Genomic DNA, 21,207 nt, shown 5'->3' on the forward strand with positions numbered 1-21,207 from the left:
AAGTTACATCTTGTTCTGTACAGAAGGCTCAGACGCCGGGTGAAGCGCTTGAGTGCTCCCGATTTGTTTCAATAACGGAATGCCAGCAGAAACAGCATGCAGAGGTATTGCCAGTGATGAAGCCAGCTCTGTCAGGTTCTGCAGGTGACGGGAAAATTGCTGTGCCATTTGCTCCCGGGTTCGCTGGGCCCCAAAATTAATCCAGGCCGACTGCTGGCTGTCAGTGACGAATTCACCGCCGCGAAAACCCGTGTCACCCAGCTCAAGAGGATCAAACAGGTGCACAAACTGCACTCTGTTATGGCTTCTTAACTGACTGAGCCGCTTTTTATCACTGGTCTGTAAAGCATAGAAATCACTCAGAATGACAATTTCACTGCCTTTAGGGCATAGGTGGTGCATGTGGCGCAGCACATCAGAAAATGTCAGCCCGTTATCCTCAGAGGCTTTTGAGTTGCTCTGATGCATGTTGATCATGGCATTGATAACTGCCAGCGGACCTTGCTGACGAGCCGTCGGTTTGCACTCACTTAACCTGTATCCGTTGTACACCAGTGCACCAATGCGATCCTGCTGCTGCACGGCCAGCCAGCTAAGCAGGCTGGCAAAGTGAGCAGCCTGTACCGATTTCAGCAACAGCTGGCTGCCAAAGCGCATACTCTGACTGAAATCAATCAGTAACATCACAGGCTGTTCGCGTTCTTCGCTGAACAATTTGGTATGGGTCTTTCCTGTCCGGGCTGTGACACGCCAGTCTATCGCGCGAATGTCATCACCGGCCTGATAGGGGCGCACTTCAGTGAAATTCATACCCCGGCCTTTTTGCCGGCTTTGATGTTGTCCATTGAGTTGAGACCACACGCTGCGAGCTGGAGGGAGCCACTTAACGGACTGATTTTTGTACTGTAACAGCTCGGCAAGGCACAATTCATACCCGTTACTGTGCGGTGGCAGCAGAGGGGGTGTTTTCGCCGTTGCTTTTATCATGCACTGGTTACCTGCTGAATCAGTGAATGAACGATGCTGTCCGGGGTGATGCCTTCAGCTTGTGCTTCATAGCTGAGCAGTAACCTGTGTCTCAGTACGGGATAAGCCATGCGCTGCACATCGTCCGGCGTAACAAAATCCCGACCATTTAACCAGGCGTATGCCCGTGCGCAGCGGTCAAGCGCCAGCGTTGCCCTTGGACTGACCCCCAATTGCAGCCAGGCTGCCAGTTCATCGCTGTAACGCTTTGGTTCGCGTGTCGCCATGATGAGGCGGATAATATAGTGTTCAATGTCTTCTGCCATATGGATCTGCAGTACTTCCTTGCGGGCACTGAAGATATCAGCCTGACTGATTTGCACGGCTTCAGAAGACTTGGGGATGTTGTCTTCCAGTGCTTCGCCGCGGTTCAGCCGTAAAATAGCAAGCTCACTGTCGGCATTTGGATAATCAACGTTCAGTTGCAGTAAAAAACGGTCCAGCTGGGCTTCGGGTAACGGATAAGTCCCTTCCTGCTCAATGGGGTTTTGTGTCGCCATCACCAGAAATAATGCTGGCAGAGGATAGGTATTCCTGCCTGCGGTGATCTGCTTTTCTGCCATTGCTTCAAGCATCGCGGCCTGAACTTTTGCAGGCGCGCGGTTTATCTCATCGGCCAGTAACAGCGAGTTAAAGATTGGGCCGGGCTGGAACACGAATTCGCCGGTTTCGGGGCGGAAAATATCGGTCCCCGTTAAGTCTGCGGGCAGGAGATCCGGCGTGAACTGGATACGGTGAAAATCGCCTTCAATGCATTCGGCAAGAGTTTTGACTGCGCGTGTTTTGGCCAGCCCCGGAGGGCCTTCTACGAGGATATGTCCGTCTGCTAATAGTGCAATGAGTAATTGTTGCACCATTTCGGCCTGGCCAATGACCTGTTGTTGTAAGTATTGATCGAGTTGTTGGAAGGTCTTTGCAAGCATGTGTTTTTATCCCTTGGAGCGACTGTTTGTCCTGCACACTATGAGGCGTGTTGTATACGCCAATAACGTATTAAAAAGAATGACGTTATTGGTATTCGACTTTGTTCCGCCAGTGAAGTTCACAGTAAATATCAAGCAAATGATAAATGTTATTTCACTTTTTTACATTACAAGGTGATTTTTGTCACTAATCTGATAAAAAATGAAAAACAGGGAAAAATAATGAATTACTTAAAACTGTTTATCGTGAGGTCAGATGTGTTTTTTTTGTTGCACTAATGCTGCATTTCTTTACCTGCCCATTAAAAATCACGTTCTCAACACTTATTTATGTACCAGCTTAAAACTGGTGCAACCTTGCACTAATAAAGTGCGATGAATCGAATTTTACGGCAAAAGAATTAATCCTGAAGCGTGAAACGGCTTGATTCATAGCATTTTGTAAACTTGGCATTTCTTATGCATTGAAATATTCCGTTAACAAATCGAACTTACTATGTAATCGATTAATTTCAATTTAGTTGATTCCATATAGGGATTTTATGAATAGAATGAATTCCCTGTGTTGATATCTATATGTGCTTATGTTCTTATAATGATTGTGCAATGGAAACTTCACACAAGTGACTTGTGGAGTGGATACGCTGCGTAATCGTGGTGCAGGGAACAAGTCTGGTTCAGATGTACAGCAGTAGGTTCTCTTCAGAAAAAATACAAAATCAACCATCAATGAGATGCGTTTTTTGTATTGGCAACGGATGGAAAGGAGTCTGGTAAATGACAAAGGTAGCATTAGTAACTGGCGCTAAAGGTGGTATTGGTTCTGCAATTACTCAGGGTTTAGTAGATGCAGGTTATCGTGTTATTGCCACATATTTCCCAACAGGTGAAGAGAAAGCCAAAGAGTGGTTTGCTGAAAATAACTACTCCGATTCTCAAGTTCGCTTATTCCCTCTGGATGTTACGGATGCTGCATATTGTGAAGAGGCACTGACTACTCTTTTAAAAGAAGAGGGTAAGATTGATGTGCTGGTTAACAATGCAGGGATTACCCGTGATAGTACGTTTAAGCGTATGACTGTCCAGCAATGGAAAGAGGTGATGTCCACAAATCTGGATAGCCTGTTTAACGTTACTCATCCTTTGTTTGCTTCAATGTGTGATAACGGATTTGGCAGAATCATCAATATTTCCTCTGTTAACGGCCTGAAAGGGCAGTTCGGCCAGGCAAACTATTCGGCGGCTAAGGCTGGCATGATTGGTTTCACCAAAGCACTGGCTGCAGAAGGAGCACGTTACGGTGTTACTGTTAATGCGATTGCACCAGGTTACACGGGTACACCTATGGTTGAAGCAATTAAGCCAGAAGTGCTGGACGCGATTAAAGCTGAAATCCCAATGAAGCGTCTGGCGCAACCCAATGAAGTATCAGCATCAGTGAACTTCCTGGCCAGTGATGCTGCAGCCTATATTACCGGAGAGACCCTCTCGGTAAATGGCGGCTTATACATGCACTAATTTAGTAGTAAGGATACTCGACACATGACCAAAGTTTATATTGTTGCAGCCAAACGTACTCCAATCGGCAGCTTTAATGGCGCACTGAAATCAGTCTCGCCAGCGCAACTCGCTGCTGTTGCTATCAAAGGCGCCATCGCTCAGGCAAATGTTGACCCCGCTAAAATCGACGAATTGATTTTAGGTAACGTAGTGGGTGCAGGCCAGGGCATGGGACCAGGACGACAGGCGGCAATTTTTGCAGGTATTCCTGATCAGGTTCCGGCCTACAGCCTGAACATGGTCTGTGGTAGTGGCATGAAGGCGGTAATGGACGCTGCTGCACACATTAAAGCCGGTGATGCTGAGTTGGTGGTGGCTGCTGGTGCAGAAAACATGTCGCAGATTCCGTTTACCGTACCTGCTTCCATCCGTGATGGACAGAAAATGGGCAATATGCAACTGACTGATTTACTGATTAACGACGGTCTGACCGATGTGTTTAATCAGTATCACATGGGTGTGACGGCTGAAAATGTCGTTGAAAAAGTGGGTCTGACCCGTGAACAACAGGACAACTTTGCGCTGGCAAGCCAGCAAAAAGCAGTCGTTGCTATTGAACAGGGCAAATTTGCAGAAGAAATCGTTTCTGTTGAAGTGAAAGTGCGTCGTGAGACGAAAACGGTTGATACAGATGAGTATCCGAAAGCCGATGCAACATTGGAAGGCTTGCAGAAACTGCGCCCGGCATTCAAACCTGAAGGTTCAGTAACCGCAGGAAATGCATCTGGTATCAATGATGGTGCGAGTGCAATCATTGTGGCTTCTGCTGCCGCCGTAGAAAAATATGGCTTAACACCGCTGGCAGAAATCGAAAGTTATGCGCAAGCGGGTGTTGCCCCAGAAGTCATGGGTCTTGGCCCTGTACCTGCGGTAATGAAAGCCCTGGAGAAAGCCGATTTAAACATTGATTCAGTGGGTCTGTTTGAGTTTAACGAAGCCTTTGCCGGTCAGGCATTGGGCGTGTTGCATGAGCTGGCTGACAACTTGAATACCAAGGTCGAAGATTTGGCCGAACGTAGCAATGTTAATGGTGGTGCGATTGCCTTGGGTCACCCTCTGGGTGCATCGGGTAACCGTATTATTGTCAGTCTGCTGCACGAGATGCGCCGCCGTGGAACAGAGTATGGCCTTGCCACACTGTGCGTCGGTGGCGGTATGGGTACAGCTATCGTACTGAAAAGTGTCTAAACGACTCGTTAACTAACTGGCGTCAGTATTCACTGGCGCTGAAAATAGCACTTAAATTAAGGAAACATATTATGTATACGGAAATGTTTAAATCTTTCTCTGAGCAAACTGAAAAATCTCTGGCACCTTATGTGAAATTCAACAAGCTGTTCACTAAGAACGTGGAAGAGCTGACTGAGCTTCAACTGGCAGCGGTACGTGCTTACAGCGATTTGGGTCTGTCTCAGCTCAAAGCAATCAGTGAAATCAAGGATCTGCAGTCACTGACTTCTTTCCAAAGCCAACAGCTGGAAAACCTGACTAACCTGTCTAAACAACTGGTTGATGACAGCAACAAGTTTTCAGCACTGGCTCAAGGCTTCAAAACTGAAGTGGAAGAGCTGGTAGCAGAGAATGTAAAGCAAGTTACACCCGCTTAAGTTCTTTTCCTGTCTTAATGCCGTCCCGTCTTGCGGACGGCATTTTTAGTCCAAAAGCAGAGGTCATTGCGATGAACCCGAATTTTTTCACGGACTACTTTGCTAAACTCCAGGAAATGAACCAAGCGTGGTGGAAGGAGTTTGATTCCGGCAAGGCAGCCATTAATACTCCGCTCAATAAAGCGCTGAGTGAATTGAATCTGGAAGACACAACGGCTTGGCTGGAAAATGCATCTGCGCAGCCTGCTGTTATTGCAAAAATTCAGATGGATTGGTTTGAAAGCCAAATGAAGATTTTGCAAAACGTCACTATGTCTGGTGACAATCAGGATGTTGTTACTCCGGCGCATGATGATAAACGATTTATCGATCCTGCCTGGCAAAACGAAGCTTTTTACAACTGCATCAAGCAATCTTATTTGCTGTTCAGCAATAAGATGAAAGAGACCATTGATTCTATTGAAGGTCTAGACGATAAAGCGAAAGAACGTTTGAACTTCTTTTCGCGTCAGGCTATTAACGCACTATCGCCGACCAACTTTATTACCACCAACCCTGAGCTGGCAAAACTGACGGTTGAAACCAATGGTCAGAATCTGATTAAAGGGATGGAACTGCTGCATGAAGACATGCAGTCCAGTGCGGATGTACTGAAAATTCGCATGACAAATGGCGATGCATTCCAGGTGGGCGATAATATTGCCAACACGCCAGGACAAGTCATTTTCAAAAATGACTTGTTTGAACTTATTCAGTATAAACCGCTGACAGAAACCGTGAATGCGACCCCTGTACTGATTGTTCCGCCGTTTATCAACAAATATTACATCATGGATCTGCGAGAAAAGAACTCTATGGCTCGCTGGCTGGTTGAGCAGGGACATACTGTCTTTATGATTTCATGGCGTAATCCTGATGCGACAATGCAGGATGTGGATTTCGATACCTATGTATTGGAAGGTGCGCTAAAAGCATTGGACGTTGTCGAAAGTGTTAGCGGTGAAAATCAAATTCATACCGTAGGCTATTGTATTGGCGGTACATTGTTGGCGTCAGCGCTAGCGTACAGCTCTGCGAAACGTATGCGTAACCGTGTGAAGTCTGCCACTTTCTTTACCACAATCCTCGATTTCTCTCAGCCGGGTGAAATTGGCGCTTATATCAATGATCCGATCATTTCGGCCATTGAAGCCCAGAATGAGCTGAAAGGCTATATGGACGGTCGCTCACTGAGTGTGACCTTTAGTCTGCTGCGTGAAAACAGCTTGTACTGGAACTATTACGTCAACAATTACCTGAAAGGTAACAGCCCAATTGATTTTGATCTGCTGTTCTGGAATGGTGATAGCACCAATGTGGCCAAAGCGTGTCACAGTACACTGTTACGTCAGTTCTATCTGGAAAATAAACTGATGGATCCTAAAGGGTATAAAGTAGGTGGCGTGTATATTGATTTGTCGAAGATCAAAGTACCGACTTACTTTATCTCTACTCAGGAAGATCATATTGCTCTGTGGCAGGGCACTTATCGCGGCTCGAAAGTACTGAAGGGTGATTCAGTGTTCGTGCTGGGTGAGTCCGGTCATATTGCAGGTATTATTAATCATCCTGACAAAAACAAGTATGGTTTTTATACCAACGATAACGCTGAATCTGATCCCGAAGCCTGGTTAGCGGGGGCGACCCACCACGACGGATCATGGTGGCAACACTGGAATACCTGGTTGAATGGCTTTAATTCTGAAGAGCAGGTATCTGGCCGTGATATCGGTAATGAAAGCTTCCCGCCCATAGGTCCAGCGCCTGGTGATTATGTGAAGCAAACACTGCCGATTGAGTTTTCAAACCCAAATTAATCGTTTGATAACAGTATCGACATTGCAAAAACCAGTGGCATGCCACTGGTTTTTTTATGGTTGAAACGCAAGCGTTGTTTACTCGTCTGAATCATTGGTGTCTGCCCAGGACAGCAGGCTAAAGTGCCTGTCCCAACAATACTCGTCTGCAAGATTCATCTCTCTGTATTTGAACGCTTTATCTCTTAAGAAATACCCTCATTTAAAGCGTCCCTATCTATACTGGTTTTATGACTACCCAAAGAGGTAAGGACGGCATGCATCACGAGCAGCAAACTGCAGGGATAACTGGGTGTGAGGAATGCGGCTTGGTGGTTGCACTGCCAGCGTTAGAACAGGGGCAGCGTGCATGTTGTCCGCGTTGCGGGCATTTGCTGATGAAAACCATCAAACATCCTCAGCAGCGGACATTTGCCTATGGTACCGCTTGCCTGGTAATGCTGGTACTGAGTGTGAGTTTTCCTTTTATGTCCTTCAGTGTGCAAGGTATTCAGCAAGAAATTACCCTGATGCATTCTGCTCAGATGCTCGCTCAGTTCGAGAACAGTTTATTAGGTTTATTATTGTTAATGACTGTTGTTATTTTACCGGCTTGTTATATCACCTCTGTTTTATACCTCTATTGGGTAAGTACAGAACATGGAAAGATTGATAGCGACAGTGTCAGCCACAGAGTCAAAAGCTTGTGCCGGCTGACTCTTCGTATCGAACCCTGGCTGATGGTGGATGTTTTCCTGATAGGCATTCTGGTCAGCCTGATCAAAATTGCTGCGCTGGCTGATGTCGGACTGGGCATGTCATTCTGGGCATTTTGCCTTTATACCATGCTGGTTGTGAAATGTGTTGCCATGGTTGACAGAACCTGGCTCTGGCTGCAGTTTGCCCCTATGGTGCCATTGCCGGATGTAAAAGCTGGCGACAGCCACCATTCTCATAACCATATCTCCTGCCATACATGCGCGCAGCTAAACCCTGTTGCTGATGGGCACCAGCAAAGGTGTATTCGCTGTGGCGGGAAGCTGCACCCTTATCACCCGGCTAAAAACCTGCAATATGCCTGGGCGTTATTGCTGGCTTCGGCTGTCTTTTTATTCCCGGCAAATCTGTATCCGATGATGTACACGGTAAGTTTGGGTAAATCAGAAGGCTCAACCATTATTGGTGGGGTTGTGCTGCTCTGGCATCACGGGTCCTATCCCATCGCCATGGTGATCTTTATCGCCAGCGTGGTGATCCCTTTGGCGAAGATCTTTGCTCTTGGATGGCTCTTTTTTGCGGCAGCGCGAAACATTGACGATGAAGAAAGAAAAGCCATACGGCGTTTAAAGCTATACAGGATGGCTGAGTTTATCGGCCGGTGGTCGATGATTGATATTTTTGTTGTGGCGCTTCTTGTTGCTTTGGTGCAGTTACAGAATTTGATGGCGATTTATCCGGGACCGGCAGCGCTGTCTTTTGCCTCGGTTGTCATACTAACCATGTTAGCGGCGATGGTATTTGACCCGCGTGTTTTCTGGCAAAACCTGCTGCCAGGAGAAAAAACAGTTCAGTCCACCAAGCCGGAACAAGGTGCGAGTACGACCATTATTCATAAGGAACCCCATTCATGAGCGATCAAACGCCGCCAAAAGCTGAAGTCAGTCAGATTCGACAGCTATCACTGATCTGGCTGGTCCCGATTGTTGCTGTATTGATTGGCTTTTGGATGCTGATACAGTTTCTGGCCAGTAAGGGCCCTGAAGTAACACTTAAGCTCAATACCGCAGAAGGTCTCGAAGTGGGTAAAACTGAAATCAAAGCTTTGAATGTCAAAGTGGGTGTTATTACCAATGTAAAACTCAGTGATGATTACAATTCAATTTTAGCGACCGCCCAGATGGACAAAGACGCCGCCAGAATGTTGAGAACCGACACGCGGTTTTGGGTGGTGAAACCACGTATCGGTAAGGAAGGGATCTCCGGGTTAGAAACCTTATTATCCGGTGCGTATATTGAATTGCAGCCCGGTGTGAAGAGTGATGAACAGCGAACATTTACTGTCCTGGATATTCCTCCGGTAGCACCGTTGGATGCGAAAGGCTTACGTCTGATCCTGACCCATAATGAGGCAGGAAAGCTAAGCGTTGGTGATCCTGTTCTTTACGAAGGGTTTACTGTCGGTCGGGTGGAGCAGGTCAGCTTTGATACTCAGTCTAAAAAAGCGAATTATCAGCTATTTATCTTTGAACCTTATGACGGTCTGATTCGAAAGCGCACCCGATTCTGGTTAACATCCGGTGTGGAGCTGAACATGTCGGCAGAGGGCTTTAATCTCAAAATCGGTTCGGTGGAATCTCTCATCACTGGAGGCGTGAGTTTTAATATTCAGCAAGGCGCCGATCCTGGCGAACTTATCACCAAACAGCTCAGCCGGTTCCGGCTTTACAACAATCAGAATGAAGTGCGGGAGCGTTATTACGATCAGTACCTGGAATATGTGTTGCTGTTCGACGAATCGGTACGTGGTTTGAGTGAAGGGGCGCCAATTGAATACCGCGGAATCCGCATTGGTACTGTGTCTAAAGTGCCCTTACGCTTGCCCAACCAAACTCGCGGCTTTTCCAATCAGCAAATTCCGGTACTTGCCAGATTAGAACTCGCGCGAGTGCAGGAGTATGTAGGGACTGAAAACCTGCAGGCATTACAAGAAGATCTCAGTCATCAGTTTCGGGAAGGCTTACGTGCTTCATTGAAAACCGCTAATTTCTTAACCGGGCAATTAATGGTGGATGTCGAGTTTTACCCGGAAGAACCGGATCCCAGGCTGCTGACCTACCAGGAATATGATGTTTTTCCCACCAAAGCCGGCGGGTTTGCAGAGATTCAGAAGCAGGTCGCTTTGTTACTCGATAAGCTAAATAACTTACCCGTGGAAAGCACTCTGAAGGGGCTGAATCAGACGCTGGCCGCGACAGAGCGTACTTTGAAAGCCGCCGAGCAGGCTGCAAAAAGTGTGAATGTGTTGCTTGCACAGCAGGATACAAAAGCCATACCAGCGGAACTGCGAAACAGCCTGGCTCAGATTCAGGCGACGTTAAACAGTTACGGTTCTGACGGTGCTACTTACCGGAATCTCGAACAGGTGCTGATACGGTTTGAGCAGGTGATGAAAGAGTTGCAACCGGTACTAAGACAAGTGAACGACAAACCTAACTCGCTGATTTTTTCAGACAGTAAAGGTAAAGATCCGATACCCGCAGCAGGAGTAGAATAATGAAATTTCGTCACTGTTTACTGTCTGCCGTTTGGCTGGCTGGGTTGGTATTGACAGGTTGCAGCAGTCAGCCCGAAGAATCGGACATCACGACGTATTTATTGCCTCAGTCGTCTGAGCAATCGGTGCCGGCGTTAGTCACACAACAGCCAATATTAGTGATATCACCGGTTGAGATGGCGCTGCATTTGACGGGTACAGGGCTAGTTTATCAAACCAGTCACACGGCTGTGGTTCAGGCGCAGCAAAATCTGTGGGCAGAAGATATTACCCGCCAGCTCACGCGGCGCATTAACGGTGATCTGCGTCTGAAGCAGTCACGCTACTGGCCGACAGAGTTATCGGCAGCGATAAAAACGGCCAATGTGCCTAAACTGCAAGTCAGGGTAAACGCCTTTAATGGCCATTTCAGCGGTTCGGCGTATTTCAGTGGTGAATGGATTTTGACAGGACAAAGCGGAGACCTGAAAACTGTGCAGCCATTCAGTTTTCAGGTTCCTTTAAAAGAGCCGGGGTACAGTGCACAGGTGGATGCCTTGTCGGAAGCAGTAAATCGGCTTACCACTCAGATCGCTCAGCGTGTGTCAGCCGTGACTTTGTATTCCGGGGAGCGCAGCAGCCTTTAGCGTTGCTGTAATCGGTAATACCCGTTCATCCAGCACTCGGGCAACCCTTCACCTGACGGGAAAGCCAGGTGCTGTTTGTCCATCGAGACAGGATCAGCCAGATCTTCACCGGACTGAAACTGTACAGTGACATGGCGCTTAAAGGGGTTGGTGAGTGAGGCCATGTCTACCACATCAACCAGATCCCCGGTTTTCGCTTCTTTCAAAAACATAGTACCAACCTCCTGCAGTCATCAGGTCATGGAAGGGGTATTCTAATTATGGTCGATTTTATCTCAGGCGTGGAAAAGGACGATTTTTAATGGATCAGTATTATTGGGGCATAGATCTGGGAGGCACAAAAGTGGAGTGCGCGGTGATGGCACGCTCAGATGATCGCTGCGTACTTCGCGAGCGCATTCCCAGTCAGGCTGAGAAAGGCTATGCACATCTTCTGCAGCGAATAAAGTTGCTGGTGGATAGCTGTGCGGAGCAGCTTGGCTGTTACCCGAATGCGATGGGTTTTGGTACGCCGGGTGCGTTGGATCCTGCTACAGGCGTAATGAAAAACTGTAATTCCACGGCGTTAAATGGTCAGCCTCTGGATGCTGACCTGGCTCAGTTATTGAACGTGAAAGTCAGGCTGGCTAACGATGCGAACTGCCTTGTGCTTGCAGAAACACAATTAGGTGTGGTTCAGCAAGTGAGCCCTGATGCTAACGTTGTTTTTGGTATCATCATGGGTACTGGTGTGGGAGCTGGGATTGTCGTTAACGGCAAAGTTATTAATGGCTTGCACGGCATAGCCGGTGAGTGGGGACATAATGTTATCGAGCCAGAAGGGCGAGCCTGTTATTGCGGAAAATACGGCTGCCTCGAAACCGTGATATCCGGGCCAGGTTTGGAGCAGGTTTACCATGCCAGAACCAGCGAGCACTTATCTTTGAGCGAGATTATGCGACGGGCTCAGCAGGGCGATGTTGATGCAAGGTATGTGGAGGAGCGATTAATTCATTATTTTGGCCTTGCAGTTGCACAGGTGATTAATATTCTGGATCCTGATGTGATTATCGTCGGCGGTGGTGTTGGCAATATCGATAAGTTATACGATGAGGGCAGGCAGGCGATAATGCCGCACTTATTTAATTCCGTGTTAAAAACCCCTGTTGTGAAACCGATTTTAGGGGACAGCGCAGGTGTTTTTGGTGCTGCAATGTTAGTGAAATAAGCAAAGTGTTTTCTGCCAAGCAGCAAGATAATGGCATGCCTTGGGATATCGCCCTTGCTTCTTGTAAGAGATATCTCACAAGGATGTGGGAGATTACGTTTATTTCATTGCTGTTAATTCTCATGGAAAATAAATTAATCTTTATCATTCAATCTGATAGGTTTAATTACTGCGTTGTTACTTTAATTGACATGCAAAGTGTGATCTCCGTTCGTTGCGCAGAATCCTGAATCGAGTAATCTGTACCGCGTCGGAAGGAACTGACGGAACGGAACAGGAACAGGCCACGGATTTTGGCAGTCTCAGGATGAGACAGGTACATCAGGAAGGTGTATCGACAAGGACTGTGAAGGGAACAATCGGATGGATTCGATTCAGTAGGTAGGATGCTTACTGGTCAGGATGACACAAGGACCACTTCGGGAAGAAGTAAGGGACACCTCCAGGACGGAGAAGAGAGTTGTAACAGGACGTTGCAATGGGTCAGGGTAAGACCAAGTGGAACACCTCCGGGACGGAGTTTTAGGGAAACGCTGAAGGATACAGCAATATCAAGGAATGATGCAGGGAGCACATTAGTAGCTGGATTGCTGCAAGTAAGACCTAAGGGCGCAACGAAAGTTGCGCCCGCTCTTTTTCATAGCCAGAAATTTTTGTATCCCGAAAACTTCCTGTCAACCCGCTACAATCTGTGGTTTCTGCTTCAGACTGACAATCAACATATAAACCGCCGTGCTGGCCAAAGCAACAAAGAAGAAGTTGTTCAGTCCATGCTCTTGTTCCAAAAAGGTACCGGCGACCAACGGACCGGCAACAGAACCGAAGCTGTAGCTGAAGAGCATGATCTGTGTTGCTGAAACTATCACTGATGAATCCAGCTCATCACATGCCAGTGAGATTGCAATCGGGTACAGAGCAAAAGAAGACATACCCAATAGCGCCAAACCCACCACCATAATACTGTAACCGGGAATAAGGCTCATCAGTCCGGTTGCAAAAATACCTAACAGACAGGCCGCTGCCATCAGCAGGGTTTTACTCATCTTACAGGATAACGCGCTGACAACAGGTTGAATGGCCATGCCACCCAGAACGGTCGAAGCCATTAAGCCACCGATTTGCTCTGCTGTCAGGTTTTGCATCTGCAGCGAAATGGGCAAAAGACCATATACCGAGCTCATGACAATACCTGAGACGAAACAACCCAGTACCGCAGGTTTGCTCAATGCAAAAATCTGGCGGGCAGACAGGCTGATGTGTTGTTCGCAAGCCGGTTGCGACTGCTTGCATGCCAGCGCGGGAATTGCCGCCAGGGCGATCAAACCCAGAATACTGACAAAGGGCAGCAATCCTTCCACACCAATGAAGCCAATGCCAAACTGCCCCAGAGTGCCGCCGCCGTACAAGGCTGTCATGTATAAACCCAGGCGTTTGGCGCGCTCTTTTTTGTTATCGCCAATCAGAAGCCAGGATTCAACGACCACAAAGATGCCTGCCACAGCGATACCGGCCACAAAGCGTGCCATCAGCCAGGTCAGCTGTTCAGGCACTATCGGCATAATGACAATAGTGACTGCCAGCAGTGCCAGAAAACTGATAAAGGCAATTCTGTGCCCGGCACGAGCCACCACTTTTTCGACCAGCAATGCGCCAATCAGCAATCCTAAATAAAACGTACTGGCCAGCCAACTGGCCAGAGAAGCAGGCAGAGCAAAAAAACTTAACGTCAGTGGGATCAGGCTCATTAGATAACCTGATGCAATAGCAAAAATCGCCAGGCCGGCAACCGGTACAAAAATACCGCCGGACTGACGCGTAGCAGTGATATGACTCACTACACTAATCTCCAAATTAAAGGGTGCAGGCCTTGCAGGGGAGCTGTTTGGGTCTACAGCTTTGGGTGGACCTGCGCAAAGACGTTACAGGCGATGCCTGTGTATATGGCGCAGAATATGGACTGAAAAACGATGAAGGTAAAATGAGAAAAAGTAATATCCAGAGCCGGTTTTTCTCACACATATTATATGGAAAAATAGCTATTTAGAGCTGTTAGTGTTTAATCAGGTTAAATTAGTGTTAATTTTAGTTTTGTTTATTATTTTTCAATAGGTTATTGGTATTAAAAATAGAATTTAGCCAATTATTTAGATGTGTAAATATTTGTTGTCTATCAAATAGTTGTGGTTAATTTTTAACCAATAAAAGGCTGGCAGCATAAAATAATTTCTTTTTTGCCTAATTGTCAGCATTAGTCTCGTGAAAAGAAGCCTGGTAGTTCTTTTTGGTGCAAAGATTCACTTATTCAGTGCAAATTTTTATGGTTGTTTTTGGCTAGTAAGCGGAAGGGATTATAATAATCTATTTAAAATCAATAAATTAAAAAGTTGGCACGATACGTGCTTTATTATGATCAGGCTGTGGTGGTGAAAACTTGTAATCTTGCAGGTCATTGATTACAAGCGATCTCCATGCCACTGCAGACTACTGAGTGTAGGTACATTTTGTCGATGATTGACTGTGGTGCTGTTCCGCGTAGCGGGGGAACAGCACCTTTTTTTATGCGGCGTTTATCGCTTGTTTCTCAGATAGCGTTTGCGTCTTTCTTCTTTGTTCTTGGCTTTATCGGCCGCTTTACGTTCATTATCCAGAGCGACATCAATCAACTCCTGAGTGATCATTTCAGGCCGTTCCATGGTGATTTGTCCCAGTGTGCCATTGCGCAGCTCATTGATCAGAATCTCGGACGCTTTGTGTAAATCTACTTTGCCGCCTGAACGCAAGCAGCCACGTTTACGGCCAATGGCTTCCATCAGCTCAATTTCAGATTCCGGTAATTCATCTTCCAGCTCGTAACGCTTCTGCAAAAGGCTCGGGTAGGCGTCTTTTAAATATTCCACCGTAAAGAAAGCCACATCAATATAGTCCATGGCGGTATCTTTTACGGCACCGGTAGCGGCCAGACGGAAACCACTGTGCGGGTTTTCTACTTTCGGCCACAAAATACCCGGAGTGTCAGACAGCACAATGCCGTTTTGCAGATTAATGCGCTGTTGCTGACGGGTAACGGCTGGCTGGTTTCCTGTAATGGCAACCGATCGGCCTGCGAGGGTATTGATGATGGTCGATTTGCCGACATTGGGAATACCCATGATCATGGTGCGAATGTTTTTGCCCATTTCTTCACGGTTGGGCACCAGCTTACGGCACAGCTCCAGAATCTTGTGAACTTCATTCTGGTTTTCTGTGGTGATCGCCATGGCTTTCACATTGTGCTCTTTCTCCAGATGCGCAATCCACAGCTCTGTCATTTCCGGATCGGCAAGATCGCGTTTGTTAAGCACCTTAATAACCGGTTTATCGCCGCGCAAAGATGCAATCAGCGGGTTTTCGCTGCTGAAGGGGATGCGGGCATCAAGCACTTCAATAATGACGTCGACTTTTGGAATGGCTTCTTCAATTTCTTTACGGGCTTTGTGCATATGGCCCGGAAACCATTGGATAGTTGTGCTAGACATTTGAAAAATAAACCTTTTACTTGTAATGGTAGTGCTTTGAGTTTGAAAGCGCTTTTCAATATCGGGTAAGGCACACCTCAAAAAACTGATGTTTCTGATGATGGTTCACCTGCTCAGAAAACAACCCTCAAAGTCACAATGAATTGCAGTGATCTTAACACTATAACGACTGGACGTGGTAGGTGGATGGCGCGAGTGGTTTGTCTGATGTCAATGATTCAATTGATCTCATGGCTGCGAATCTTTAGTGAATTGAAACGAAACAGCCTTGGGAAATCTTATCGTTCTGTTGAGTTATTGTCGAATAGCTGCCATACCATATTAAGGCTGAATGACAGGCAGTGCGCAATACTGAATGCTGCAACTCTGGTTACAATTTAACTCAAACCTGTTCGCGTGTGCCTTCATGCAATAGAAGGGGAGGATGAATGCAACACCATGAATTGCTTATTTTCTTTGCGTTATTACTGTTTGCATTTGGCTTATTTTCAAAGCTGGCGGAACGCAATTGGCTGACCGGTCCCATGGTATTCATGAGTATCGGTATTCTTGCAAGCCCATTGGCATTGAACCTCTTTAGCGTGGCACCAGAGCTGGAAGCGGTCACACTGATTGCTGAACTTGCACTGACAATTGTACTGTTCACTGATGCATCACTCATTGATTTGAAAACGCTTTCGCATTCATCGTCCAGAGTTCCCGCGCGTTTACTTCTGATTGGATTACCTCTGACGATGCTATTTGGCACGGTACTCGGTGTGTGGATGTTTGACGGCAACAATATCTGGGCAATCACACTGATGGCGCTGATTTTGTCACCTACTGATGCGGCTTTGGGACAGGCTGTGGTTAAAAGTAAAGAAGTGCCGAATCACGTCAGACAGTCAATCAGTGTGGAAAGTGGACTCAATGATGGTATCGCGTTACCGCCGATACTGTTTTGTCTGGCTATCCTGAGCGCAGAAGCAAAAGGCGAAGGATCGGAGTGGTTACATTTTCTGTTCATGCAAGTGACTCTGGGTCCTGTTGTGGGTCTGGCCGTCGGTTATCTTGGCGCGAAGCTGATAGAGCATGCAGCTCGTCATGACTGGATGGATGAAGGCTTTTTACGTTTGTCGGCATTACCTATGGCTATTCTGGCGTACGCATTTGCTGAGAGCACCGGTGGGAACGGCTTTATTGCTGCATTTTGCGGGGGAGTCGGGCTGCGTCTTGGCACAATTTCTGTTGAAATCCGGCATCAGATGCAGGAATTTGCAGAAACCGAAGGTTTGCAGCTTGTCCTGGTGATATTTCTGATCTTTGGTTTGGCAATGGTGCCTGATGCCGTTTCTTACTGGGGGTGGACAGAGCTTGTGTATGCACTGGCTAGCCTGACTGTTTTACGCATGCTTCCTGTTGCGGTTTCTCTGCTTGGGGCAAAGCTTGACTGGCCGTCCATCTGGTTTATTGGCTGGTTTGGCCCAAGAGGAATTGCGTCGGTGCTGTATGTGCTAATGGCTCTGGCTGCGATTGGTTTCAACGGGTATGAGCAGATCATGTCAGTGATTGTGTTGACGGTGGCAATCAGCGTTTATGTACACGGACTCAGCGCTGTGCCGCTGAGTAAGCGGTTTGGCAGCAGGCGAAGTTGATTGCTTTCCGATATCGTAAAGTGATCAGCGTTTTCTGTATCGTTAGCACAGGTGTAACTGACGGGGGTCCATCAGATGGAGGGATAGCATGTTGATCAACATTATTCTGGGTATCAGTGTCATGCTTCTCTGCCTGATGTTCCAGAGTTTACTGCTGGTTGTGTCGTTATCTTTTTATGTCAGTCATCATGTCTGGGTAGAGAGCCCGCGGTTGGGGTCGCGTTTGCTCTTGCTGATGAGTGTGATGACGCTTTTGCTCATAGGCAACCTCGTACAGATTGGTGTTTGGGCCTGGCTGTTTTACGGATTAGATGAGTTCACTGATTTTGCAACGGCTTATTATTTTTCTTGTGTGAACTTCGCCACCTTGGGATATGGCGATATTGTGATGTCCGACCGCTGGCGCTTATTAGGGCCGATTGAATCGTTAAACGGGATTGTCATGGTGGGTGTCTCCACCTCGACTCTGTTATGGGCGCTACAGGACACACTGCGAATCATGAATCAGGAAAAACGAACAGACTGAGTGGACGGTGAAAACTTAGCAGCGTGACCAGAATGCTGAACCAGTTATCGAACTAACCCGTGTTGCCAACATTTTACTTGAGCGCCGTCACACTCGGGATTATAGTGCGTTGTTGATTATTGAGTTGGCATTTTATGTCCTGGCATATTATTCGCGTGTTCTTGTTATCGTTTTTTGCGCTGTTCTTCTCTGCGCTGGCGATGTCGTGTCTGGATGGTCAAGACACTGAAGCGACGGCTAAGCGCTTAGTCGTTGCAGAATCCCGTCTGATTGATGCCGTTCTCAGCGAACCGACTTCCCGTCAAAACAAATCCTCTGATTCAGCACCGGCAACTCAATCACAGCATTCTGGCTCTGCGGTCGCCATTCTTCATTCTGTCCGCTGGCACATCTCGCAGCGATACAATGTTCATGATGGTGACTCGGATCGTCTTGATCTGGCTCCGCCTTGGTATCAGGTCAGCGACGCCCGTCTGTTGCAGCGTTTAGCTCAGTCACCCAGATACCTGGCTTATCAGGATTTTCGCCCTTCTTATCGTCTTTCCGGCTGGAAAGAAACCAACGCCATGTATGTGGCACTGAACAGCCATTACTTCAGCTGATAGTCCCTTTCAAATTAGTGACATCGTCACATTTCTTGTTTTTTAACTCGGCACATTGCTGAGGGGATATTGATGAAGAAAAATCATACCAGAGCATCAGTACGGGTGCTGAATCATTACGCTGCCTGGAAATATGTGGTGCTGGCGGTAACCGTTGTGATGCTGACATTCAGTGCCATTCCGACCTGGTACGGCGAGCAGCCGTCTATTCAGATCCAGTCGGCCAGCGCCGGAAGTGAGCTGAATCATGTAGCCAGCGTGAACCGATACCTGAAACAGCAGGGCATTGAGGCACAGGAAATTAAACAGCAAAACAATCAGATGGTCATCGTTTTTGATAACGAATCTGATCAGTCTAAGGCACGTGAAGCGCTGGATAAGCGGGTGAAAGAAGGTGATAACATCACCTATTCATACGTCTCCGTGGCACCTGAGTGGTTCGGAAAAATGGGCTTCAGCCCGATTCAGCTGGGTCTGGACTTACGCGGTGGCGTGCAGTTCCTGCTTAATGTCGACCTTGATACTGCGTTTCAGGAACAGCGCGCTGCGATAATGGATGATGTGACAGAGATGCTGCGCAGTGAGCATCTGCGCGGGGTACGCATCAAACAGCACGATACGGATGGTTTCAGCGTTGAGACCAAAGCAGAGACAACAGACGCCACGGTGCTGAACCAGATCAGCCAGTATGTGAAAAAGCATTATCCGGGCTGGGATGTCAAACGAGGTTCAGACAGCCTGACCGTAATGCCGACCAAACAAAACAAGCTTGATTTCCAGTCGGCGACGCTGCAGCAGAACCTGAAGATCATGCGCGATCGTATTGAAGAGCTGGGCATTACTGAAGCACTAGTTCAGCGTCAGGGCGAGCACAGTATTCGCATTGAGCTGCCTGGTGTGCAAGACCCGTCACAGGCTAAAAATGTTATTGGTGCCACCGCCAGTCTGGCATTTTATGAAGTGAAATCGGATTTCGAAGCAGGTTCCGGTGATGTGATCAGACTGAAAGATAACAGTGGCCGCACTGTGACTCTGAATAAACGTCCGGTACTGAGTGGCGAACATATTGTGAATGCGCGGGCAGGTATGGATCAGGTAGGGTTCTCGGAAGTGAATATTTCGCTTGATCATGCCGGCGGCAAGATCATGAGCGATTTCTCGGGCAAACATATCGGCAAGCCGATGGCGACCGTCTACCGTGAATACAAAACCAATGCCAGGGGTGATACCGAGCGCAGCGAGCGCGTTATCAGTGTTGCTACCATTCAGTCGCAGTTGGGTAACCAGTTCCGTATTACCGGAGCGGGTTCCCCGGATGAAGCGCAGCAACTTGCTTTGCTGTTACGTGCTGGATCGCTGACGGCGCCGGTGACTATCGTCGAAGAACGCACTATAGGCGCATCGCTGGGTGCGGAAAATATAGAAAACGGCTTTTCCGCACTGGCACTGGGTATGGCGCTGACGCTGACCTTCATGGCCTTGTGGTATCGCCGGCTTGGCTGGGTGGCCAATGTCGCGCTGATGGCAAACATGATGTGTCTGCTGGGCCTCATTGCATTGCTGCCGGGTGCTGTGCTGACTCTGCCGGGGATCGCCGGACTGGTGCTAACGGTGGGCATGGCGGTGGATACTAACGTGCTGATCTTCGAGAGAATCAAAGACAAACTGGCAGAAGGCCGAAGCTTAGCTCAGGCCATAGACCTGGGGTTTAGCAGTGCATTCAGTACGATACTGGATGCCAACATCACGACTATGATTACCGCACTGATTCTGTACTCCATCGGAAACGGGCCTATTCAGGGCTTTGCTTTGACATTAGGGCTGGGACTGCTGACCAGCATGTTTACCGGCGTGTTTGCTTCACGGGCATTGATTAATCTGATTTGGGGCCGCGACAATCGTCGTGATGTGAGGGTGTAAAGATGGCTGGTTATTTGAAATCCCGAATTCGGAATATCCGTTACATCACCAGTATTGTGTCTATCGCGCTGATGGTGATTTCGCTGGCAGCTTTTGCCATCAGAGGCCTGAACATGGGGCTGGATTTTACCGGCGGCATGGTGACCGAGACGGCGATCAGCCGATCGGTCACCAGCCATCAATTGCTGGATGTGCTGAAACCGGCGCTGGGTGATTCCACCTCAGTGACAAAGTCCGGGGCTGACGGGCGCTGGGTAATTCGCTACGCATTGCCAGAACAAGGGGGAGAAGCAGGACAGACAGTCCCCGATGTTGAACAGTTGCTGCATCAGGTGTCCGGCCAGGTGGAGATCATCAGCAACAGCATGGTGGGATCTCAGGTCGGACAGGATCTGGTTGAGCAGGGAGGATTAGCACTGCTGGTGTGCATCCTGTGTATTTTGGGTTACCTCTGTTTCCGTTTTGAGTGGCGGCTGGCCAGCGGGGCCTTGCTGGCGCTGATGCACGACGTCGTCCTGGTGTTGGGCTTTTTTGCGCTGACCCAGATGGAATTTAACCTAACGGTATTTGCTGCAGTGCTGGCAATTCTGGGTTATTCGCTTAATGATTCGATCATTATTGCAGACCGGATTCGCGAGATGCTGGTGGCGAAACAGCAAACGCCGACGCCGGATATCAATGATCAGGCGGTGATTGCGACGTTTTCACGTACCATGGTGACCTCAGGAACCACGCTGATCACCGTTGCCGCGCTCTGGTTAATGGGCGGGGCACCCTTGGAAGGTTTCGCGACCGCAATGTTTATCGGTATTATTTCCGGTACATGGTCATCGATTTCGATTGGGACTGTTTTGCCTGAATGGTTAAAACTGGAGCCAAAACATTATCTCCCGGCTGAGGTCGATTCGGCGCCTTAGTTTGCTGTTGCTAAGAGAGGTCAGCTCGTGCTGAC

General features: G+C 47.9%; 18 protein-coding genes. 13 read left to right on the forward strand and 5 right to left on the reverse strand.

The window, feature by feature from the left end; translation table 11 throughout:
• Positions 1–3: 3 nt before the first annotated feature.
• Positions 4–987 (reverse strand): DUF58 domain-containing protein, encoded by a 984-nt coding sequence (locus IFO68_RS15910; protein WP_192016829.1) that lies wholly within the window; start codon positions 985–987, stop codon positions 4–6.
• Complete coding sequence (locus IFO68_RS15915; RefSeq protein WP_192016830.1) at positions 984–1,949, reverse strand: AAA family ATPase; 966 nt, start codon at positions 1,947–1,949, stop codon at positions 984–986. The genes IFO68_RS15910 and IFO68_RS15915 overlap by 4 nt, the downstream gene beginning before the upstream one ends.
• Positions 1,950–2,726: 777 nt before the next feature.
• Between IFO68_RS15915 and IFO68_RS15920 the strand changes: the two genes are divergently transcribed.
• The 7 genes from IFO68_RS15920 to IFO68_RS15950 all read left to right on the forward strand — a co-directional run bounded on the left by IFO68_RS15920 (position 2,727) and on the right by IFO68_RS15950 (position 10,851).
• Positions 2,727–3,467: an SDR family oxidoreductase gene (locus tag IFO68_RS15920; protein ID WP_192016831.1), complete on the forward strand. Its 741-nt coding sequence runs from the start codon at positions 2,727–2,729 to the stop codon at positions 3,465–3,467.
• Between the two features lie 24 nt (positions 3,468–3,491).
• Complete coding sequence (locus IFO68_RS15925) at positions 3,492–4,697, forward strand: acetyl-CoA C-acetyltransferase (RefSeq protein ID WP_192016832.1); 1,206 nt, start codon at positions 3,492–3,494, stop codon at positions 4,695–4,697.
• Positions 4,698–4,768: 71 nt separating this feature from the next.
• On the forward strand, positions 4,769–5,116 hold the full coding sequence (locus IFO68_RS15930) for a phasin family protein (protein WP_046220227.1): 348 nt from the start codon (positions 4,769–4,771) through the stop codon (positions 5,114–5,116).
• A gap of 71 nt (positions 5,117–5,187) precedes the next feature.
• Positions 5,188–6,972 carry a class I poly(R)-hydroxyalkanoic acid synthase gene (gene phaC, locus IFO68_RS15935; RefSeq protein WP_192016833.1) on the forward strand — a complete coding sequence of 595 codons (1,785 nt, stop codon included), beginning with the start codon at positions 5,188–5,190 and terminating at the stop codon, positions 6,970–6,972.
• Between the two features lie 257 nt (positions 6,973–7,229).
• Positions 7,230–8,582, forward strand: a complete 1,353-nt coding sequence (locus IFO68_RS15940; RefSeq protein WP_192016926.1) for a paraquat-inducible protein A — start codon at positions 7,230–7,232, stop codon at positions 8,580–8,582.
• Entirely contained in the window at positions 8,579–10,225 is a 1,647-nt protein-coding gene (gene pqiB / locus IFO68_RS15945) for an intermembrane transport protein PqiB (protein WP_192016834.1), read from the forward strand. The genes IFO68_RS15940 and pqiB overlap by 4 nt, the downstream gene beginning before the upstream one ends.
• On the forward strand, positions 10,225–10,851 hold the full coding sequence (locus IFO68_RS15950; RefSeq protein ID WP_192016835.1) for a PqiC family protein: 627 nt from the start codon (positions 10,225–10,227) through the stop codon (positions 10,849–10,851). Before pqiB ends, IFO68_RS15950 begins: the two co-directional genes overlap by 1 nt.
• Here the strand turns inward: IFO68_RS15950 and IFO68_RS15955 are convergent.
• Positions 10,848–11,063 carry an acetyltransferase gene (locus IFO68_RS15955; protein WP_120512904.1) on the reverse strand — a complete coding sequence of 72 codons (216 nt, stop codon included), beginning with the start codon at positions 11,061–11,063 and terminating at the stop codon, positions 10,848–10,850. The two genes, IFO68_RS15950 and IFO68_RS15955, sit on opposite strands and share 4 nt — an antisense overlap.
• Before the next feature lie 89 nt (positions 11,064–11,152).
• Here IFO68_RS15955 and IFO68_RS15960 point away from each other — a divergent pair, with 89 nt between their 5' ends.
• The gene (locus IFO68_RS15960; RefSeq protein ID WP_192016836.1) at positions 11,153–12,058 is read left to right on the forward strand and encodes an ROK family protein; all 906 of its coding nucleotides are present in this window, start codon (positions 11,153–11,155) and stop codon (positions 12,056–12,058) included.
• Between the two features lie 674 nt (positions 12,059–12,732).
• Here the strand turns inward: IFO68_RS15960 and IFO68_RS15965 are convergent.
• Together IFO68_RS15965 and ylqF are read right to left on the reverse strand one after the other, a co-directional pair.
• Complete coding sequence (locus IFO68_RS15965) at positions 12,733–13,893, reverse strand: MFS transporter (protein ID WP_192016837.1); 1,161 nt, start codon at positions 13,891–13,893, stop codon at positions 12,733–12,735.
• A gap of 732 nt (positions 13,894–14,625) precedes the next feature.
• Positions 14,626–15,573, reverse strand: coding sequence for a ribosome biogenesis GTPase YlqF (ylqF, locus tag IFO68_RS15970; RefSeq protein ID WP_192016838.1), 948 nt, complete (start codon positions 15,571–15,573; stop codon positions 14,626–14,628).
• A 428-nt stretch (positions 15,574–16,001) separates the two neighbouring features.
• On the opposite strand from ylqF, the gene IFO68_RS15975 reads away from it, so the two are divergent.
• The 5 genes from IFO68_RS15975 to secF all read left to right on the forward strand — a co-directional run bounded on the left by IFO68_RS15975 (position 16,002) and on the right by secF (position 21,172).
• On the forward strand, positions 16,002–17,207 hold the full coding sequence (locus tag IFO68_RS15975) for a cation:proton antiporter (protein ID WP_192016839.1): 1,206 nt from the start codon (positions 16,002–16,004) through the stop codon (positions 17,205–17,207).
• An 88-nt stretch (positions 17,208–17,295) separates the two neighbouring features.
• Positions 17,296–17,733, forward strand: a complete 438-nt coding sequence (locus tag IFO68_RS15980) for a potassium channel family protein (RefSeq protein ID WP_192016840.1) — start codon at positions 17,296–17,298, stop codon at positions 17,731–17,733.
• A gap of 134 nt (positions 17,734–17,867) precedes the next feature.
• Positions 17,868–18,335 carry a hypothetical protein gene (locus tag IFO68_RS15985; RefSeq protein WP_192016841.1) on the forward strand — a complete coding sequence of 156 codons (468 nt, stop codon included), beginning with the start codon at positions 17,868–17,870 and terminating at the stop codon, positions 18,333–18,335.
• Positions 18,336–18,407: 72 nt separating this feature from the next.
• Positions 18,408–20,255: a protein translocase subunit SecD gene (gene secD / locus IFO68_RS15990; RefSeq protein ID WP_192016842.1), complete on the forward strand. Its 1,848-nt coding sequence runs from the start codon at positions 18,408–18,410 to the stop codon at positions 20,253–20,255.
• 2 nt (positions 20,256–20,257) lie between these two features.
• Positions 20,258–21,172, forward strand: a complete 915-nt coding sequence (secF, locus tag IFO68_RS15995; RefSeq protein ID WP_192016843.1) for a protein translocase subunit SecF — start codon at positions 20,258–20,260, stop codon at positions 21,170–21,172.
• Positions 21,173–21,207: the final 35 nt, after the last annotated feature.

Source organism: Photobacterium arenosum, from assembly GCF_014841115.1.
In the GTDB taxonomy this organism is placed as follows: domain Bacteria; phylum Pseudomonadota; class Gammaproteobacteria; order Enterobacterales; family Vibrionaceae; genus Photobacterium; species Photobacterium arenosum.

Excerpts from the sequence above, each read along its gene's own strand:
- IFO68_RS15950 (WP_192016835.1), top strand. The coding sequence starts at position 10,225 with ATGAAATTTCGTCACTGTTTACTGTCTGCCGTTTGGCTGGCTGGGTTG.
- IFO68_RS15920 (WP_192016831.1), top strand. The coding sequence starts at position 2,727 with ATGACAAAGGTAGCATTAGTAACTGGCGCTAAAGGTGGTATTGGTTCT.
- IFO68_RS15975 (WP_192016839.1), top strand. The coding sequence starts at position 16,002 with ATGCAACACCATGAATTGCTTATTTTCTTTGCGTTATTACTGTTTGCA.
- IFO68_RS15985 (WP_192016841.1), top strand. The coding sequence starts at position 17,868 with ATGTCCTGGCATATTATTCGCGTGTTCTTGTTATCGTTTTTTGCGCTG.
- IFO68_RS15955 (WP_120512904.1), bottom strand. The coding sequence starts at position 11,063 with ATGTTTTTGAAAGAAGCGAAAACCGGGGATCTGGTTGATGTGGTAGAC.
- IFO68_RS15910 (WP_192016829.1), bottom strand. The coding sequence starts at position 987 with ATGATAAAAGCAACGGCGAAAACACCCCCTCTGCTGCCACCGCACAGT.
- IFO68_RS15980 (WP_192016840.1), top strand. The coding sequence starts at position 17,296 with ATGTTGATCAACATTATTCTGGGTATCAGTGTCATGCTTCTCTGCCTG.
- secD (WP_192016842.1), top strand. The coding sequence starts at position 18,408 with ATGAAGAAAAATCATACCAGAGCATCAGTACGGGTGCTGAATCATTAC.
- phaC (WP_192016833.1), top strand. The coding sequence starts at position 5,188 with ATGAACCCGAATTTTTTCACGGACTACTTTGCTAAACTCCAGGAAATG.
- pqiB (WP_192016834.1), top strand. The coding sequence starts at position 8,579 with ATGAGCGATCAAACGCCGCCAAAAGCTGAAGTCAGTCAGATTCGACAG.
- secF (WP_192016843.1), top strand. The coding sequence starts at position 20,258 with ATGGCTGGTTATTTGAAATCCCGAATTCGGAATATCCGTTACATCACC.
- IFO68_RS15960 (WP_192016836.1), top strand. The coding sequence starts at position 11,153 with ATGGATCAGTATTATTGGGGCATAGATCTGGGAGGCACAAAAGTGGAG.
- IFO68_RS15940 (WP_192016926.1), top strand. The coding sequence starts at position 7,230 with ATGCATCACGAGCAGCAAACTGCAGGGATAACTGGGTGTGAGGAATGC.
- IFO68_RS15930 (WP_046220227.1), top strand. The coding sequence starts at position 4,769 with ATGTATACGGAAATGTTTAAATCTTTCTCTGAGCAAACTGAAAAATCT.
- IFO68_RS15925 (WP_192016832.1), top strand. The coding sequence starts at position 3,492 with ATGACCAAAGTTTATATTGTTGCAGCCAAACGTACTCCAATCGGCAGC.
- IFO68_RS15915 (WP_192016830.1), bottom strand. The coding sequence starts at position 1,949 with ATGCTTGCAAAGACCTTCCAACAACTCGATCAATACTTACAACAACAG.
- ylqF (WP_192016838.1), bottom strand. The coding sequence starts at position 15,573 with ATGTCTAGCACAACTATCCAATGGTTTCCGGGCCATATGCACAAAGCC.